Genomic DNA, 15,262 nt, shown 5'->3' on the forward strand with positions numbered 1-15,262 from the left:
GGCGCGTCGGAGCGCCGGCCGGGCGGCCGGCAGCGCCGTGCGACGATCTTGCGACGGCGCGCCACGCGGAACCAGTAAAATACCGCGCGTCCCGGGTCGCTCGGCGCACGCCGCGCGCCCGCTTTCGGAGCAGTCCAAGCACACCGTTGTTTCGATTCGCTTTTTTACGGAACTCAACGTTTTGTCCACGACGTTATCCACACGAGGTGTGGACAACGTCCCGATGAATGACGAAATTCAGCGCCTATGTCAACGAAGAAGCCCAGCGCGGCCTATAGCGAAGCATCGATCAAGGTGCTCAAGGGCCTCGAGCCGGTCAAGCAGCGGCCCGGCATGTACACCCGTACCGAAAATCCGCTGCACATCATCCAGGAAGTCATCGACAACGCGTCCGACGAGGCGCTCGGCGGCTACGGCAAGCAGATCACGGTCACGCTGCACGCCGACCAGTCGGTGTCGGTCGAGGACGACGGCCGCGGCATCCCGTTCGGGATGCATCCCGAAGAGGGCGTGCCGGTCGTCGAGATCGTGTTCACGCGCCTGCACGCAGGCGGCAAGTTCGACAAGGCCGCCGGCGGCGCGTACACGTTCTCGGGCGGCCTGCACGGTGTCGGCGTGTCGGTGACGAACGCGCTCGCGACGCGTCTCGACGTGACGGTCTGGCGCGACGGCAAGATCGCCGAACTCGGCTTCGCCGACGGCGACGTCGTGAAACCGCTCGCGACGCAAGGCGCGGGCCGCGGCGAGAAGAAATCCGGCACGCGCGTGCAGGTGTGGCCGAATCCGAAGTATTTCGATTCGCCGAACCTGCCGCTCGGCGAGCTGCAGCGTCTGCTGCGCTCGAAGGCCGTGCTGCTGCCGGGCGTCGAGGTCGTGCTCGTCAACGAGAAGACCGGCGAGCGCCAGGCATGGAAATACGAGGACGGCCTGCGCGGCTACCTGCTCGACGAGATGAACGGCAGCGAGCTGCTGATCCCGCTGTTCGAAGGCGAGCGTTTCGCCGATGCGCGTTCGACCGACGAAACCTTCGCCGAGGGCGAGGGCGCGTCGTGGGTCGTCGCATGGAGCGAGGAAGGTTCGCTCGTGCGCGAGTCGTACGTGAACCTGATCCCGACGCCGGCCGGCGGCACGCACGAGTCGGGCCTGCGCGACGGCCTCTACCAGGCGGTGAAGAGCTTCGTCGAACTGCACAACCTGCAGCCGAAGGGCGTGAAGCTGCTCGCGGAAGACGTGTTCGCGCGCGTGTCGTTCGTGCTGTCCGCGAAGGTGCTCGATCCGCAGTTCCAGGGGCAGATCAAGGAGCGCCTGAACAGCCGCGACGCGGTGAAGCTCGTGTCGTCGTTCTCGCGTCCGGCGCTCGAACTGTGGCTGAACCAGCACGTCGAGCACGGCAAGAAGCTTGCCGAACTGGTGATCAAGCAGGCCCAGGCGCGCACGCGCGCGGGCCAGAAGGTCGAGAAGCGCAAGAGCTCGGGCGTCGCGGTGCTGCCGGGCAAGCTGACCGATTGCGAGACCGAAGACATCGCGCGCAATGAACTGTTCCTCGTCGAGGGCGACTCGGCGGGCGGTTCGGCGAAGATGGGCCGCGACAAGGAGTACCAGGCGATCCTGCCGCTGCGCGGCAAGGTGCTGAATACGTGGGAAACCGAGCGCGATCGCCTGTTCGCGAACAACGAGGTGCACGACATCTCGGTCGCGATCGGCGTCGATCCGCACAGCCCGGACGACACCGTCGACCTGTCGAACCTGCGCTACGGCAAGATCTGCATCCTGTCGGACGCGGACGTCGACGGCTCGCACATCCAGGTGCTGCTGCTCACGCTGTTCTTCAAGCATTTCCCGCAGCTGATCGAGCGCGGTCACGTGCATGTCGCGCGGCCGCCGCTGTTCCGCGTCGATGCGCCTGCGCGCGGCAAGAAGCCCGCGCAGAAGCTCTATGCGCTCGACGACGGCGAACTCGAGGCAACGCTCGACAAGCTGCGCAAGGACGGCGTGCGCGAAACGCAGTGGAGCATCAGCCGCTTCAAGGGTCTCGGCGAAATGAGCGCGGAGCAGCTGTGGGACACGACGATGAATCCCGACACGCGCCGCCTGATGCCGGTGAAGCTCGGCGAACTCGACTACGAGGCGACGGTTGCGCGCATGACGATGCTGATGGGCAAGGGCGAGGCAGCCGCGCGACGCGGCTGGCTCGAGGAAAAGGGCAACGACGTCGAAGCGGACATCTAAACCCGCGCGGCCGGGCATGACGCCCGGCCCGGCCTCACGCCACTTACGAATACGGAATACAGATGGACGACAATACTTCCGATCTCTTCGCCGGGTCCGACGCACCGGAAGCCGATGCGCTGACGCTCGGCAACTACGCGGAGCAGGCGTATCTCAGCTACGCGGTCAGCGTCGTGAAGAGCCGCGCGCTGCCCGACGTGTGCGACGGCCAGAAGCCGGTGCAGCGCCGGATCCTGTTCGCGATGAACGAAATGGGCCTCGGCCCCGACGCGAAGCCGGTGAAGTCGGCGCGCGTGGTCGGCGACGTGCTCGGTAAATATCACCCGCACGGCGACCAGTCGGCGTACGACGCGCTCGTGCGTCTCGCGCAGGATTTCTCGCTGCGCTATCCGCTGATCGACGGACAGGGCAACTTCGGCTCGCGCGACGGCGACGGCGCGGCGGCGATGCGCTACACCGAAGCGCGGCTCACACCGATCTCGAAGCTGCTGCTCGACGAGATCGACCAGGGCACGGTCGACTTCATGCCGAACTACGACGGCTCGTTCGAGGAGCCGAAGACGCTGCCGAGCCGCATGCCGTTCGTGCTGCTGAACGGCGCGTCGGGCATCGCGGTCGGCCTGGCCACCGAAATCCCGTCGCACAACCTGCGCGAGGTCGCGGCGGCGGCGGTCGCGTTGATCCGCAATCCGAAGCTTTCGCACGCGGAGCTGATGAACCTCATTCCCGGCCCGGATTTCCCGGGCGGCGGCCAGATCATCTCGAGCGACACCGAGATCGCGGCGGCCTATGAAACCGGCCGCGGCAGCCTGAAGGTGCGCGCGCGCTGGAAGATCGAGGATCTCGCGCGCGGCCAGTGGCAACTCGTCGTCACCGAGCTGCCGCCGAACACGTCGGGCCAGAAGGTGCTCGAGGAAATCGAGGAGCTGACCAACCCGAAGCTCAAGCTCGGCAAGAAGACGCTCACGCCCGAGCAGCTCAACACCAAGAAGGCGATGCTCGACCTGCTCGACGCGGTGCGCGACGAGTCGGGCAAGGAAGCGGCGGTGCGGCTCGTGTTCGAGCCGAAGTCGCGCACGATCGACCAGACGGAATTCGTGAACACGCTGCTCGCGTACACGAGCCTCGAATCGAACGCGACGCTGAACCTCGTGATGATCGGCGCCGACGGCCGGCCGGGCCAGAAGGGCCTGCTGACGATCCTCGACGAATGGGTGAAGTTCCGCCAGCTGACGATGACGCGCCGCTGCCGCCATCGTCTCGCGAAGGTCGACGACCGCATCCACATCCTCGAAGGGCGGATGATCGTCTTCCTGAACATCGACGAGGTGATCCGCATCATCCGCGAGTCGGACGAGCCGAAGGCCGCGCTGATGAGCGCGTTCGGCCTCTCCGACCGCCAGGCGGAAGACATCCTCGAAATCCGCCTGCGTCAGCTCGCGCGGCTGGAGAAGATCAAGATCGAGAAGGAGCTCGAGGCGCTGCGCGACGAGAAGGCGAAGCTCGAGGAACTGCTCGCGAACGAAAGCGCGATGAAGCGGCTGATGATCAAGGAGATCGAGGCCGACGCGAAGCAGTACGGCGACGATCGCCGCACGCTGATCCAGCAGGAAAAGCGCGCGACGTTCGAGGCGAAGGTCGTCGACGAGCCGGTGACGGTCGTCGTGTCGCAGAAGGGCTGGGTGCGCGCGCTGAAGGGCCATGGGCTCGACCCGGCCGGCTTCACGTTCAAGGCCGGCGATCACCTGTACGCGGCGTTCCAGTGCCGCACGCCCGATCGCCTGATCGCATGGGGCAGCAGCGGCCGCGTGTACTCGGTCGACGTGTCGGTGCTGCCGGGCGGGCGCGGCGACGGCGTGCCGGTCACGTCGCTGATCGAGCTCGAATCGGGCTCGCATCTGATGCACTACTACGCGGCGCCGGCCGATCAGCAACTGCTGCTCGCGTCGAGCAACGGCTTCGGCTTCCTCGCGAAGGTCGGCGACATGGTGAGCCGCGTGAAGGCCGGCAAGTCGTTCATGACGATCGATGCAGGCGCGGTGCCGCTCGCGCCGATGCCGGTACTGCCGAACGCGACGCAGGTCGCGTGTCTGTCGAGCGGCGGCCGTCTGCTGGTGTTCGGGATGGACGAGATGAAGACGCTGTCGGGCGGCGGCCGCGGCGTGATCCTGATGGCGCTCGACGACAAGGAAACGCTCGTGCAGGCGCTCGCGATCGACCCGGCCGGTGTCGTGCTGATCGGCACCGGGCGCGGCGGCAAGGCGCAGGACGAAACGCTGTCGTACGCGGGGCTCGCGCCGCACGTCGGCAAGCGCGCACGCAAGGGCCGCGCGCCGGAAACGAAGCTCAAGGTCGTCAACGAGCTGCGTCCGCTGCTCGGCTGACGCCGCATCCGGGTGCCGGTTCGACCGGCAACGAAGGCCGCACCTCCGCTTCGGCGGGCGTGCGGCCTGTTTGTTTTGGGCGACGCATGCAGGAAAGCGAGCGTGGCGCCGTCACGCGGAACTTGCAAATATTGTGAAATACCGCCAAGGGTCTGAACCGACCGGCGGTCCGCCGGTCGAACGTCGCTCGAGACCGCGCGTGACGCGGCTGTTCGTTGCACTCAACTCATAACAGGATTGCCGCCATGTCCCACGCCGTTGCCGTCGCGCTGTTTCTTCATCTGCTGGCCGTCGCCGTGTGGGTGGGCGGGATGGTCTTCGCGCACTTCTGCCTGCGCCCGGCGCTGTCCGACCTGACGCCACAGCTGCGGCTGCCGCTGATCGAGGGCGTGTTCGGCCGCTTCTTCAACTGGGTGTCGGGCTCGGTGATCGTGATCCTGCTGTCCGGCGGTTTCCTGCTCACGGCCTTCGGCGGCGCGCACGCGACGTGGACGCTGCATGCGATGGCGGGGCTCGGCGTCGTGATGATGCTGATCTTCGGCCATATCCGCTTCGCGCTGTTCCCGCGCATCCGCCGCGCGGTGCAGGCGCAGAACTGGCCGGACGGTGCGCGCGCGGTGAACACGGTGCGCCTCCTGGTCGTCGTCAACCTCGTGCTCGGCGTCGTGACGATCGGCGCGGCCGTGCTGTCGCGCGGCTTCTGATCGCCTCGCCGGCCTCTGATTGCGCGGCGCCGTTCGGCGCTCGCCGCCGGCGCGGTGCCGCGCGCCGCTACGCGGCCAGCATCGCGTCGAGCAGCCACGCGCCGGCCGGGCCGAGCGGCCGGTTGCGCGACCACACGGCATCGACCCGCACGCGGCGCGGCCAGCCGCGCGCGCGCAGCTCGCACAGCCGATCGCGCGCGAAGTGCTCGACCATCCAGCGCGGCAGCTCGGCCCAGCCGAACCCCAGCACCGCCATCTCCAGCAGCATCAGGTAGCTCGGCGCGAGCCAGCGCTGCGTGCCGACGACGATCCGGTCGGCGGCGCCGCGATCCTCCGGTTTCACATACGTATTGAGGCGCAGCTCGCGCGCGTCGCGCAGCGCCGCATGCGGCACGTCGGCGTCGCCATAGGCCGACAGCGCGTGCGTGCGCCCGACGAACAGGCCGATCTCCGACTCTTCCGCCACCGTCGCCGCGCCGATATCGGGCGGATAGACCGCGCGCGCGGCCATCAGCCCGAGCTGTGCGCGACCCTGCTGGATCAGGTCGAGCACGTCCTCGTGCTCGGCAATCTGGCATTCGAGCTCGAGCGCCGGAAAGCGCCGCTCGAGCGCCATCAAGGTTTCCTCGTAACGCTTCGACTGGTACGTGTCGGACACGACGAGCGTCAGCCGCGCTTCCTCGCCCTGCGCGAGCCGCGCGGCGGTGCGGTCGATCGCCGCGCCGGCCTCCAGCGCACGCTGCACCTGCGGGAGCAGCGCGCGGCCGGCATCGGTCAGCGTCGGTGTGCGCGTCGAGCGGTCGAACAGCTGCACGCCGAGATCGATCTCGAGGTTCGCGATCGCTTCGGACACCGTCGACTGGCGCTTGCCGAGCTTGCGGGCAGCGGCCGTGAACGAGCCGAGCAGCGCGGCTTCGGCGAAGGCGAGCAGGGCTTCGGGGGCATGGCGCATGCGGCGGGTCTCAGGGCTTTATATCGGTAAAACCGATGATATCAAACTGGATTCACGCGGTTTCGCCGATCAAAATGGCCGGCATCGATTGTACGAACGCATCGGAGGGAACCATGAAACAGATCAACAAAACGGTGACGGAACGTCTCGTTCATGCGCTGACGTTCGAGCTGGTGGCGATCGCGCTGTGCGCGCCGATCGGCGCGTGGCTGCTCGACATGCCGGTGTCGCACGTCGGCGTGCTGACGGTGATGGTGTCGCTGATCGCGATGGCCTGGAACATGACGTTCAACACGCTGTTCGACCGCTTCGAGCGGCGGGCGGGCCTCACGCGCACGCTCGGCATGCGGATCGCGCATGCGGTCGCGTTCGAGCTCGGTCTCGTCGCGATGGTGGTGCCGGTCGCCGCGTGGTGGCTGAACGTGAGCCTCGTCGAGGCGCTGCTGCTCGACCTCGGCATCGTGCTGTTCTTCCTGCCTTACACGTTCTGCTTCAACCTCGCGTACGACGCGCTGCGCGCACGCTGGGTCGCACGCCGCGTCGCGGTACCGGCGGGCTGAGCGGCAAGCGTCCGGCGGTGGTGGCGGCGACCGGGGCCGCCGTCAGTGCGCGACGGCCCACAGCCACACGCCGCATGCGATCGCGACCGCAGCGTAGACGGCATACACGGGCACCTTGAGGCGCGTGAAGCACAGCGTCGCGAAGGCGCCCGTGAGCCAATAGACGGGATCGGCCGGTTCGCGATGCAGGATCTTCACGACGGCGACGACGAGAAAGCCCGTCGTCGCCGCGCGCAGCAGGCGCATGCCGTGCTCGAAGCGCGAATGGCGCTTGAGCCGGAACAGATGGTTCTGCGCGAACACGACGAGACACCCCGACGGAATGAACAGCGCGGCGGTCGCGAGCAGCGCACCGCTCCAGCCGTCGGTCAGGTAGCCGAGAAACGGCACGACGTTCAGCAACGGGCCGGGCGCCACCGGCGACAGCGCGAACGCGAGCGTGAAGTCGCGATCGGAGATGCCGGTGGCCGGCGACACGAACAGCGTCTTGAGCACGGGCAGCGCGGAGAAGCCGCCGCCGAACAGCGTCATGCCGGCGCCGGCGAGGCGCGGCCACAGCAGCGTCTCCTGGTAGTCGCCGGGCAGCGGCAGTGCGAATACCGCGACGAGTACTGCCAGCAGCACGAGCAGGTTGCGGTCGCGCTTCGACAGCGTGACGTCGACCGTGGCGTGTTGCGGCGGCCCGGTGAGCCAGCCTGCTGCAAACGCCGCGAAAAGAATCCCGACGAAAGCGGCCGGACTATGCGCGAAAGCGAGCAGAATCGTCGACAGCGCGGCGATCACCTGTTCGAGCCGCGTGCGCGCGAGCGCGCGCCACTGCTTGACCCACGTGACGCCGATCAGCGCGGCGAGCACCATCCCGAAGTGATTGATCAGTACCGGCGCGGCCAGCGAGCGCACGATCGGCGTGCGGTAGAAGATCGCAAACAGCGTCATCAGCACGGAGAACGGAAGGACGCTCGCGATGCCGGCAACCCACGCGCCTGCGCGGCCGTGCAGCGTCTGGCCGACCTGCACGGCGACATTGCAGCCGACGGGGCCTGGCACGAGCCATGCAAGGGCGACGAGATCGGCGAATACGTGCGGCTCGATGCGCTGCCAGCGCTCGACGTAGTGGCGTTCGAGCTGCGCCATCATCGAGAGCCCGCCCCACGACACGGCGGAAATGCCGACGACGACCTTGAACAAGGCCCACAGGGATGCCTGTGCCTGTTCGACACGTTCGGCCGCTTCGACTTCGACGGTGGTCATGATGGTGTTGCGGTTGGTGCCGGGCCTGGTCTCGCGCATAGGGACGTGCCGGCGGCCCGCCGACACGATGGTCCTCCCGATTGTCCGCCGCGGGTCATGACACTGCCATGCGCGAAAACGCTAGTAAATGAACTAAACAACCGCATCGGAAGCCGAAATAATCGATGTGCCGCGCAACATGGGCCGTGCGGGTTGCGGGGTTCAGGCGCCGGTGCTGCCGGTCGCGCGGTGCGCGAGGACGTTCGGCCGGTTGCCGCGCACGCCGAAGCGCGCGATCAGCGCGGGGATCGCGTCGGCCGGCACGGGGCGCGAGAACAGGAAGCCCTGCGCCTCGATCTCGCCGAGCGCGGACAGCCATGCGATCTGCTCCTCGGTTTCGGTGCCTTCGACGACGACCGTCAGGCCGAGCGAGCGCGCGAGATGCACGATCGACGACACCATCACGCACACGCTGCGATCGTTCGGGATCGCCTGCACGAACGAGCGGTCGACCTTCAACGTATCGACGGAGAAGCGGTGCAGGTACGACAGCGACGAGTAGCCGGTGCCGAAGTCGTCGAGCGCGATCCGGATGCAGAGCTTCTTCAACGCGACGATCTTCTCGGACACGAGCTCCGGATATTCCATCATCGCGGTCTCGGTGATCTCGAGCTCGAGCCGGTTCGCGTCGATGCCGGTGTCCTGCAGCGCCTGCGAAATCGTCTCGATCAGGTCGCCGCGCCAGAACTGTACCGGCGAGATGTTGACCGCGAGCGTCAGCGTGTCGTGGCCGTCGTCGCGCCAGCGCGCGATCTGCTCGCACGCGGTGCGGATCACGAAGTCGCCGATCGGCACGATCAGGCCCGTCGATTCGGCGATCGAAATGAATTCGTTCGCGGAGATGACCCCGTGCTCGGGGTGATCCCAGCGCGCGAGCGCCTCGAAGCCGGTGATCGTGCGGTGCGTCAGGTCGATCTTCGGCTGGTACGCGAGGAACAGCTGCCCCTCGGCGAGCGCGACGCGCAGTTGCTGTTCCCAGCGCATCAGGTGATCCGCGCGATGCGACAGGTGCGGCGCGTAGAACTGGTAGCAGTTCTTGCCCGCATCCTTCGCGCTGTACATCGCGAGGTCGGCCTTCTTCAGCAGGTCGATTTCGCTTTCGTTCGCGACGGTGTGCAGCGCGATGCCGATGCTCGCATGCAGCACGAACGAACTGCCGCGCACGTCGAACGGCTCGCCGAACATCCGGATGATCGCTTCCGCGAGCCGCACCGCGCGCCGTTCGACGTCGTCGCCCTTCATCACGACGACGAACTCGTCGCCGCCGATCCGTGCGAGCGAGCCTTCGTCGCCGACGGCATCCGACAGGCGCGACGCGGTCATCTGCAGCACGATGTCGCCGGCGTTGTGGCCGAGCGTGTCGTTGACGGTCTTGAAGTTGTCGAGGTCGATGAACAGCAGGCCGAGCCGCGACAGGCTGGCCGGCATCGACACGTCGTTGCGCAGCCCGCGCAGGGTCGCGTAGCGGTTCGCGAGGCCGGTGAGCAGGTCGTATTCCGCGAGCTGGGTCATCTCGCGCTCGCGGCCGAGCAGCTTGCCGATCAGCCCTGTCGCGACGCCGAAGAACGCGAGCATCGCGAGCGTGATGAAGCTCGTCATCAGCAGGTAGACGTTGCGCGTATGGTAGTAGTCCGCGTATTCCTCGGTCTGCGACAGCCCGACCATCACCGCGAGCGGGTAGCCGTCGAGGTGGCGGTACGACACGATGCGCGTGACGCCGTCGATCGGGTCGATGATCGTGCCCGTGACGCGCTCGGCGATCGGATAGACGCCCGATGCGGAGAATGCCCCCGGTGCGTTGTTGAGCGAGCCGGTGCGCCGCGCGAGCACGGCACCCGTATCCGACACGACGGAGATCACGCCTTCCTTGCCGATCGCCGCGTTGTTGTAGAAGTCGTTCGTGAAGTAGCTCGGGTCTTCCGACACCACGACGATGCCGGCGAAGCTGCCGTCCGGGTTGTTCAGGCGCCGCGTCATCTGCAGCGTCCAGTGGCTCGACACGCGGCCGAGCACGGGCTTGCTGATGTACAGGCGATCGTCGTTGTGCGCGAGGTGGACCTTGAAGTGCTCGCGGTCGGACAGGTTGATCGGCTTCGGGTGGAGTTCGGCCGTGTTCGCGAACAGGATGCCTTTCGCGTTGACGAGCGAAACCTGGATCAGCGTGTCGCTCGGCACGACGCCTTTTTCGACCGTGCTCGCGAGGTTGAAGCGCGCGGGCGATTTCTCGAATTCGAACTTGACGAAGCGGGTGATCTGGTCGACCTGGTGGATCGCCTTGACCGTGTGCTGTTCGAGCGCGGACGACAGGATCGCCGCGGAAGCCGCCGCTTCCTTGTACGCGCTGTCCTTTTCGACCGACAGCCGCGCGACGATCACGGCCCACAGCAGCGCAAGCGCGAGCATCCCGAGCAACGGGATCGCGAACAGCGCGCGCCGGCGCGACTTGCGTGGCGCGCGTAGCGGCCGGTTCGGCGGCGTGTGGTTTGACCGGGCGGAGCTCATTGAAGAGGGCGGCGTCCTGCTCGCTTGCGCCATCCCGCGTCGGGATGGCCTGCTATGGTAGGGGTCGCACCGGCGTCTGTTCGTTCGCGGGATGCGCAACCATGGACAGACCCGCCGCAGCGACGGATTAGGCCCGATATTACTGGCTGGAGCGTTTTTGCGATAGCCGGGGGAATCGTAGGGCGCCGGCCGGGCCGGCGCCGTCGCACATCGCGAAATGTTACACGGGGGACCGGAAGGTGCCGTCGACGACCGTGACGACGTGGCCGCCGATCCACGTGGTGCCGTCTTCGGCATAGCTGACGAAGATGCGGCCGTCGCGGCCGATCGCCGTGCCCTGGCGGGCCGTATACGACTGGCCGGGGCGGCGTTCCTGCCGCGTCAGCAGCCCGGCCAGCGCGGCGTTTGCGCTGCCGGTGACCGGGTCCTCGCCGAAGCCGAAGTCGCCGCCCGTCATCAGGCAGCGGATTTCGAAGGTCGCGGGACCGCCTTCGGCATGCGGCGCGTAGACCGCGAGGCCGTCCGTGCCGTAGCGGCGCGTGAGCGCCTCCAGCGCGGCCGGATCGGGCGCCAGGCCGATGCATGCGTCGGCCGACTTCAGCCGCACGACCAGCCACGGCGCGCCGTTGTCGATCGCGCACGGCTCGGCTTCCAGGTCGATCGCGTCGCTGCGCAACGCGGCCGCCAGTGCCGGGTAGTCCGAACGGTCGAGCGGCGTGAACCGTGCCGGCGGCGCGGCAAATGCCCAGCCATCGGCCTGTTCGCGCAGTTCGACCAGGCCGACCCCGCATTGCTGGACCAGCCGGCCCGGCGTGCGCGGCCGCGCGCCGCTTTCCAGGAACGCATGCGCGGTGCCGAGCGTCGGGTGGCCGGCGAACGGCAGCTCGCCGGCCGTCGTGAAGATCCGCACGCGGTAGTCGGCGTCCGGATTGGTCGGCGTGCAGACGAACGTGGTTTCCGACAGGTTCGTCCAGCGGGCGATCGCGCGCATCGCGTCGTCGCCGAGCGAGTCGGCGTCGAACACCACGGCGAGCGGGTTGCCCTTGAACGGCACCGACGTGAACACGTCGACCTGCTTGAAGCGGACGAGACGACCGGTCATCTCGATGGGGCCGTTACGCGACTTCGGCGATCAGTTCGATCTCGACGCACGCGCCGAGCGGAATCTGCGCGACGCCGAACGCCGAACGCGCGTGCTTGCCGGCGTCGCCGAACACCTCGGCGATCAGTTCCGACGCACCGTTCGTCACGATGTGCTGTTCGGTGAAGTCGAGCGTCGAGTTGACGAGGCTCATCAGCTTCACGATGCGCGTGACCTTGTTCAGGTCGCCCGTGTGCGCGTGCAGCGTCGCGAGCAGGTCGATCGCGATCGCGCGCGCAGCCGCCTTGCCGTCTTCCGTCTGCAGGTCGGCGCCGAGCTTGCCGGCCCAGACCTTGCCGTCCTTCTTCGCGATGTGGCCCGACAGGTAGACCGTGTTGCCGCTTTGCGCGCTCATCACGTAGGCGGCGGCCGGTGCGCCGGCGGTCGGGAGCTCGATGCCGAGCGACTTCAGCTTGTCGTAGACGTTAGCCATGGATTCGATTCCTCGTGGATCGTAGAGAGTCGTGACAGGGAAAAAGCGGATCAGAGACGCTCGCGCAGCAGCTTGCCGAGGCGCGCGACGCCTTCCTCGATCTTCTCCGGCGGCACCGTCACGAACGACAGGCGCAGCGTGTTCTGCTGCGGGTCGTTCGCGAAGAACGGCGCGCCCGGCACGAAGGCGACGTGGTTGTCGACCGCCGCGGCGAGCAGCTTCATGCTGTCGATCTGCGGGGGCAGATCCACCCAGATGAACATCCCGCCTTCCGGGCGGTTCCACGTGACGCCTTCCGGCATGTGGCGCGCGAGCGACGCGAGCATCGCTTCGCACTGCGCGCCGTACAGCTGGCGGATCGTCGGGATGTGTTCGTCGAGGAAGCCGTCCTTGATCACTTCGTGTGCGATGCGCTGCGTGAGCGTCGGCGTGTGCAGGTCGGTGGCCTGCTTGGCCTGCACGAGCTTGAAGTGGAGTTCCTCGGGGGCAATGATGTAGCCGATCCGCAGGCCCGGCGCGAGCACCTTCGAGAACGTGCCGAGGTGCACGACGTGATCCGGCGCCATCGACAGCATCGTCGGCAGCGGCTCGCCCTGGTAGTTCAACGCGCCGTACGGGTCGTCTTCCAGCACCGGGAACGGGCTCGACTGCGCGAACGCGGCGAGCGCGCGGCGGCGCTCGACGGGCAGGCGGCGGCCGGTCGGGTTCTGGAAGTTCGGCTGCGCGTACAGGAGGCGTGCGCCTTGCGTGAGCGCGGGCGTGAGGCCTTCGGGCAGCAGGCCCTGCTCGTCGGTCGGCACCTGCACGTAGCGCGGCTCGTACAGCGAGAACGACTGCAGCGCGCCGAGGTAGGTCGGGGTTTCGACGAGGATCGGGCTGTCCGGATCGATCAGCGCCTTGCCGAGCAGGTCGAGCGCCTGCTGCGAGCCGGTCGTGATCAGCACCTGCGACACGCGCACGCTGTAGCGCTCGGCGATCCATTCGCGCAGCGGCAGGTAGCCTTCGGTCGCGCTGTACTGGAGTGCGGCGGCAGGCGCATCGCGCAGCACGCGGTCGGCCGCGGCGCGCATGCGCTCGGCCGGGAACGTCGCGGGAGCGGGCAGGCCGCCTGCGAACGAGATGACCTCGGGGCGTTCCGTGACCTTCAGGATCTCGCGGATCGCAGAGCTCGTCAGCTTGCGGGCGCGTTCGGAAAGCTGCCAGTGCGGCGGATGCAGGTCGCTCGGATTCATAGTCTCCTCGTTCGGATATCGTGGTCAGTCAAGAAAGGTCGGTCAGGCAGATTGCGTCGACGCAGCCGGGTGGGCGTGCGGGAGCGCGATCGGGCCGTCGCGGCCGGGTGGGCAAAACCGTTCAGGCAAAACGGACATTATGGCGCACCTCATCAACCGGCGCGAGCGGGACGCGGGGCCGTGGCCACCGCCGAGCGCCGGCCGAGCATCACGGTCGCGATCACGGCGGCCGCGAACAGCCAGGTCGACGGCGTCACCGTTTCGCCGAACAGCAGCGCGGAAAAGGCGATCGTGAAGAAGATCTGCAGCAGTTGCACCTGGCCGACGCGCGCGATGCCGCCCATGGCGAGCCCCGCGTACCACGCGAAAAAGCCGATGAATTGCGAAAAGAGGGTCACGTAGCCGAACGCGAGCCACGTGCGCAGCGCGAGCGGGGCAGGGTGCGCGACGTGCTGCGTCCATGCGAGCCAGCCGACCGGCAGCACGAGGAACGGCGCGGACACGACGAGCGCCCAGCAGATCACCTGCCAGCCGCCGATCTGGCGCGCGAGGCGCGCGCCTTCCGCATAGCCGAGCGCGCCGATGCCGACCGCGACGAGCATCAGCGCGTCGCCGGCCTGCACCGTCCCGCCGCCGTCGCGCAGCGCGAACGCGATCACCAGCGCGCTGCCGGCCAGCGCACTGGCCCAGAACGCCTTCGACGGCCGTTCATGCGACAGCCACGCCGCGTACAGCGCGACGAACAGCGGCTGCAGGCCGTTGACGACCGCGCCGTGCGACGCCGGCACGGTCTTCATCGCCCACGCGGAGAACACCGGATACGCGATGATCACGCCGGCCGACACGACCGCGAGGCTTTTCAGCTGCGCGCGGGTCGGCAGCCGTTCGCGGCGCCACCACAGCAGCAGGCCGGCCGGCACCGACGCGGCGAGCGCGCGGCCGAGCCCGTTCAGCAGCGGGTTGAGTTCGGAGACGACGATACGCGTCATCGGCAGCGTGAGGCTGAAGATCATCACGCCGATGAGGCCGAGCAGCATGCCCCGGGTTTCGCGCGAATTCATGGACTGGGTGCTCCGTATTGCAGGGTTCGGGTAATCGAAAGAGTGGCCGGGCGGTCAGCGCAGCGTGCGTGTGCCTTGCGGCGTGTCGAATTCGGCGACGAGCGCCGGCGGGCCGTCGCCGCTGTCGAGGTCGAGCAGATGGCCGGCGCCGAGCCAGTCGAGCTGCTCGCGGACGGCGTCCGCACGCGGGTGGACGCCCTTGAGCGCCTTCAGCGCGACGCCGTTGTCCGGCAGCGATTCGGCCGGATGGCGCGGGCTGTCCCACTGGATCAGCGACGGCATGAGGCCGTCGCCGGCGCCTTGCCACGCGGGGAACGCGCCGTCGTCGGGCACCGTGAGGCCCCAGCTCAGGTCGCCGCGCCGCATCGCGACGACCGGTGCGATGCGCGTCGGGTACTGGCTTTGCCACAGCGCGAGCCGGCGCGGGCGGTCGACGCGCGCGACCCAGTGCGCGAGGAACGGGCCCTGCGCGAGCCGTGCGTGCATCGCCGGATCGTCGAGCGCGAAGAGCCGCGCGCGCGGCGGCGTGGCGTCGTCGCCTGTCACGGGCGCGTCGCGATCGATCGCGATCACTTCGAGGTACAGCCCGCCCCACGCGCCGAACAGCGCGTTGTGGGTGCGCATCAGCGGATGGCGGCCGCCGCCGGCCGGTTCGATGCCGAGCGCGTCGGCGACGTGGCGCACGCCTTCGTCGAGCGTACGCGCGGCGATCACGAGATGGTCGAGGGTCAGGGAGCGGGCTGGCATGAACGTCGGTCGGGAAGCGAAAGTGTC

General features: G+C 68.0%; 12 protein-coding genes. 4 read left to right on the forward strand and 8 right to left on the reverse strand.

Annotated features, from left to right (window positions below; all coding sequences use genetic code 11):
* Positions 1-246 precede the first annotated feature (246 nt).
* From PL79_RS16515 to PL79_RS16525, 3 genes are all read left to right on the forward strand, one after another.
* Positions 247-2,229 (forward strand): DNA topoisomerase IV subunit B, encoded by a 1,983-nt coding sequence (locus tag PL79_RS16515; protein WP_044846422.1) that lies wholly within the window; start codon positions 247-249, stop codon positions 2,227-2,229.
* A 62-nt stretch (positions 2,230-2,291) separates the two neighbouring features.
* Positions 2,292-4,613, forward strand: a complete 2,322-nt coding sequence (parC, locus tag PL79_RS16520) for a DNA topoisomerase IV subunit A (protein ID WP_044846423.1) — start codon at positions 2,292-2,294, stop codon at positions 4,611-4,613.
* 245 nt (positions 4,614-4,858) lie between these two features.
* Positions 4,859-5,317, forward strand: a complete 459-nt coding sequence (locus PL79_RS16525) for a CopD family protein (protein WP_044846424.1) — start codon at positions 4,859-4,861, stop codon at positions 5,315-5,317.
* 67 nt (positions 5,318-5,384) lie between these two features.
* Here the strand turns inward: PL79_RS16525 and PL79_RS16530 are convergent, their stop codons facing one another.
* Positions 5,385-6,269 carry a LysR family transcriptional regulator gene (locus PL79_RS16530; RefSeq protein ID WP_044846425.1) on the reverse strand — a complete coding sequence of 295 codons (885 nt, stop codon included), beginning with the start codon at positions 6,267-6,269 and terminating at the stop codon, positions 5,385-5,387.
* Positions 6,270-6,382: 113 nt separating this feature from the next.
* Here PL79_RS16530 and PL79_RS16535 point away from each other — a divergent pair, with 113 nt between their 5' ends.
* Positions 6,383-6,829, forward strand: a complete 447-nt coding sequence (locus PL79_RS16535; RefSeq protein WP_044846451.1) for a multidrug/biocide efflux PACE transporter — start codon at positions 6,383-6,385, stop codon at positions 6,827-6,829.
* A gap of 42 nt (positions 6,830-6,871) precedes the next feature.
* Here the strand turns inward: PL79_RS16535 and PL79_RS16540 are convergent, their stop codons facing one another.
* From PL79_RS16540 to PL79_RS16570, 7 genes are all read right to left on the reverse strand, one after another.
* Positions 6,872-8,080, reverse strand: a complete 1,209-nt coding sequence (locus tag PL79_RS16540; protein ID WP_044846452.1) for a chromate transporter — start codon at positions 8,078-8,080, stop codon at positions 6,872-6,874.
* A 201-nt stretch (positions 8,081-8,281) separates the two neighbouring features.
* Positions 8,282-10,621 carry a bifunctional diguanylate cyclase/phosphodiesterase gene (locus tag PL79_RS16545; protein ID WP_044846426.1) on the reverse strand — a complete coding sequence of 780 codons (2,340 nt, stop codon included), beginning with the start codon at positions 10,619-10,621 and terminating at the stop codon, positions 8,282-8,284.
* Between the two features lie 220 nt (positions 10,622-10,841).
* The gene (locus tag PL79_RS16550) at positions 10,842-11,723 is read right to left on the reverse strand and encodes a PhzF family phenazine biosynthesis protein (protein ID WP_044846427.1); all 882 of its coding nucleotides are present in this window, start codon (positions 11,721-11,723) and stop codon (positions 10,842-10,844) included.
* A 13-nt stretch (positions 11,724-11,736) separates the two neighbouring features.
* Positions 11,737-12,195 (reverse strand): RidA family protein, encoded by a 459-nt coding sequence (locus tag PL79_RS16555; protein WP_039319604.1) that lies wholly within the window; start codon positions 12,193-12,195, stop codon positions 11,737-11,739.
* A gap of 50 nt (positions 12,196-12,245) precedes the next feature.
* Positions 12,246-13,427 carry an aminotransferase-like domain-containing protein gene (locus tag PL79_RS16560; RefSeq protein ID WP_044846428.1) on the reverse strand — a complete coding sequence of 394 codons (1,182 nt, stop codon included), beginning with the start codon at positions 13,425-13,427 and terminating at the stop codon, positions 12,246-12,248.
* Between the two features lie 152 nt (positions 13,428-13,579).
* Positions 13,580-14,488 (reverse strand): DMT family transporter, encoded by a 909-nt coding sequence (locus tag PL79_RS16565; protein ID WP_006752871.1) that lies wholly within the window; start codon positions 14,486-14,488, stop codon positions 13,580-13,582.
* A gap of 54 nt (positions 14,489-14,542) precedes the next feature.
* On the reverse strand, positions 14,543-15,235 hold the full coding sequence (locus PL79_RS16570; RefSeq protein ID WP_044846429.1) for a VOC family protein: 693 nt from the start codon (positions 15,233-15,235) through the stop codon (positions 14,543-14,545).
* Positions 15,236-15,262 lie beyond the last annotated feature (27 nt).

Origin of the sequence: Burkholderia sp. USMB20, assembly GCF_000949135.2 — a bacterium.
In the GTDB taxonomy this organism is placed as follows: Bacteria; Pseudomonadota; Gammaproteobacteria; order Burkholderiales; family Burkholderiaceae; genus Burkholderia.

Excerpts from the sequence above, each read along its gene's own strand:
- PL79_RS16565 (WP_006752871.1), bottom strand. The coding sequence starts at position 14,488 with ATGAATTCGCGCGAAACCCGGGGCATGCTGCTCGGCCTCATCGGCGTG.
- parC (WP_044846423.1), top strand. The coding sequence starts at position 2,292 with ATGGACGACAATACTTCCGATCTCTTCGCCGGGTCCGACGCACCGGAA.
- PL79_RS16525 (WP_044846424.1), top strand. The coding sequence starts at position 4,859 with ATGTCCCACGCCGTTGCCGTCGCGCTGTTTCTTCATCTGCTGGCCGTC.
- PL79_RS16535 (WP_044846451.1), top strand. The coding sequence starts at position 6,383 with ATGAAACAGATCAACAAAACGGTGACGGAACGTCTCGTTCATGCGCTG.
- PL79_RS16545 (WP_044846426.1), bottom strand. The coding sequence starts at position 10,621 with ATGAGCTCCGCCCGGTCAAACCACACGCCGCCGAACCGGCCGCTACGC.
- PL79_RS16530 (WP_044846425.1), bottom strand. The coding sequence starts at position 6,269 with ATGCGCCATGCCCCCGAAGCCCTGCTCGCCTTCGCCGAAGCCGCGCTG.
- PL79_RS16550 (WP_044846427.1), bottom strand. The coding sequence starts at position 11,723 with ATGACCGGTCGTCTCGTCCGCTTCAAGCAGGTCGACGTGTTCACGTCG.
- PL79_RS16560 (WP_044846428.1), bottom strand. The coding sequence starts at position 13,427 with ATGAATCCGAGCGACCTGCATCCGCCGCACTGGCAGCTTTCCGAACGC.
- PL79_RS16540 (WP_044846452.1), bottom strand. The coding sequence starts at position 8,080 with ATGACCACCGTCGAAGTCGAAGCGGCCGAACGTGTCGAACAGGCACAG.
- PL79_RS16555 (WP_039319604.1), bottom strand. The coding sequence starts at position 12,195 with ATGGCTAACGTCTACGACAAGCTGAAGTCGCTCGGCATCGAGCTCCCG.
- PL79_RS16515 (WP_044846422.1), top strand. The coding sequence starts at position 247 with ATGTCAACGAAGAAGCCCAGCGCGGCCTATAGCGAAGCATCGATCAAG.
- PL79_RS16570 (WP_044846429.1), bottom strand. The coding sequence starts at position 15,235 with ATGCCAGCCCGCTCCCTGACCCTCGACCATCTCGTGATCGCCGCGCGT.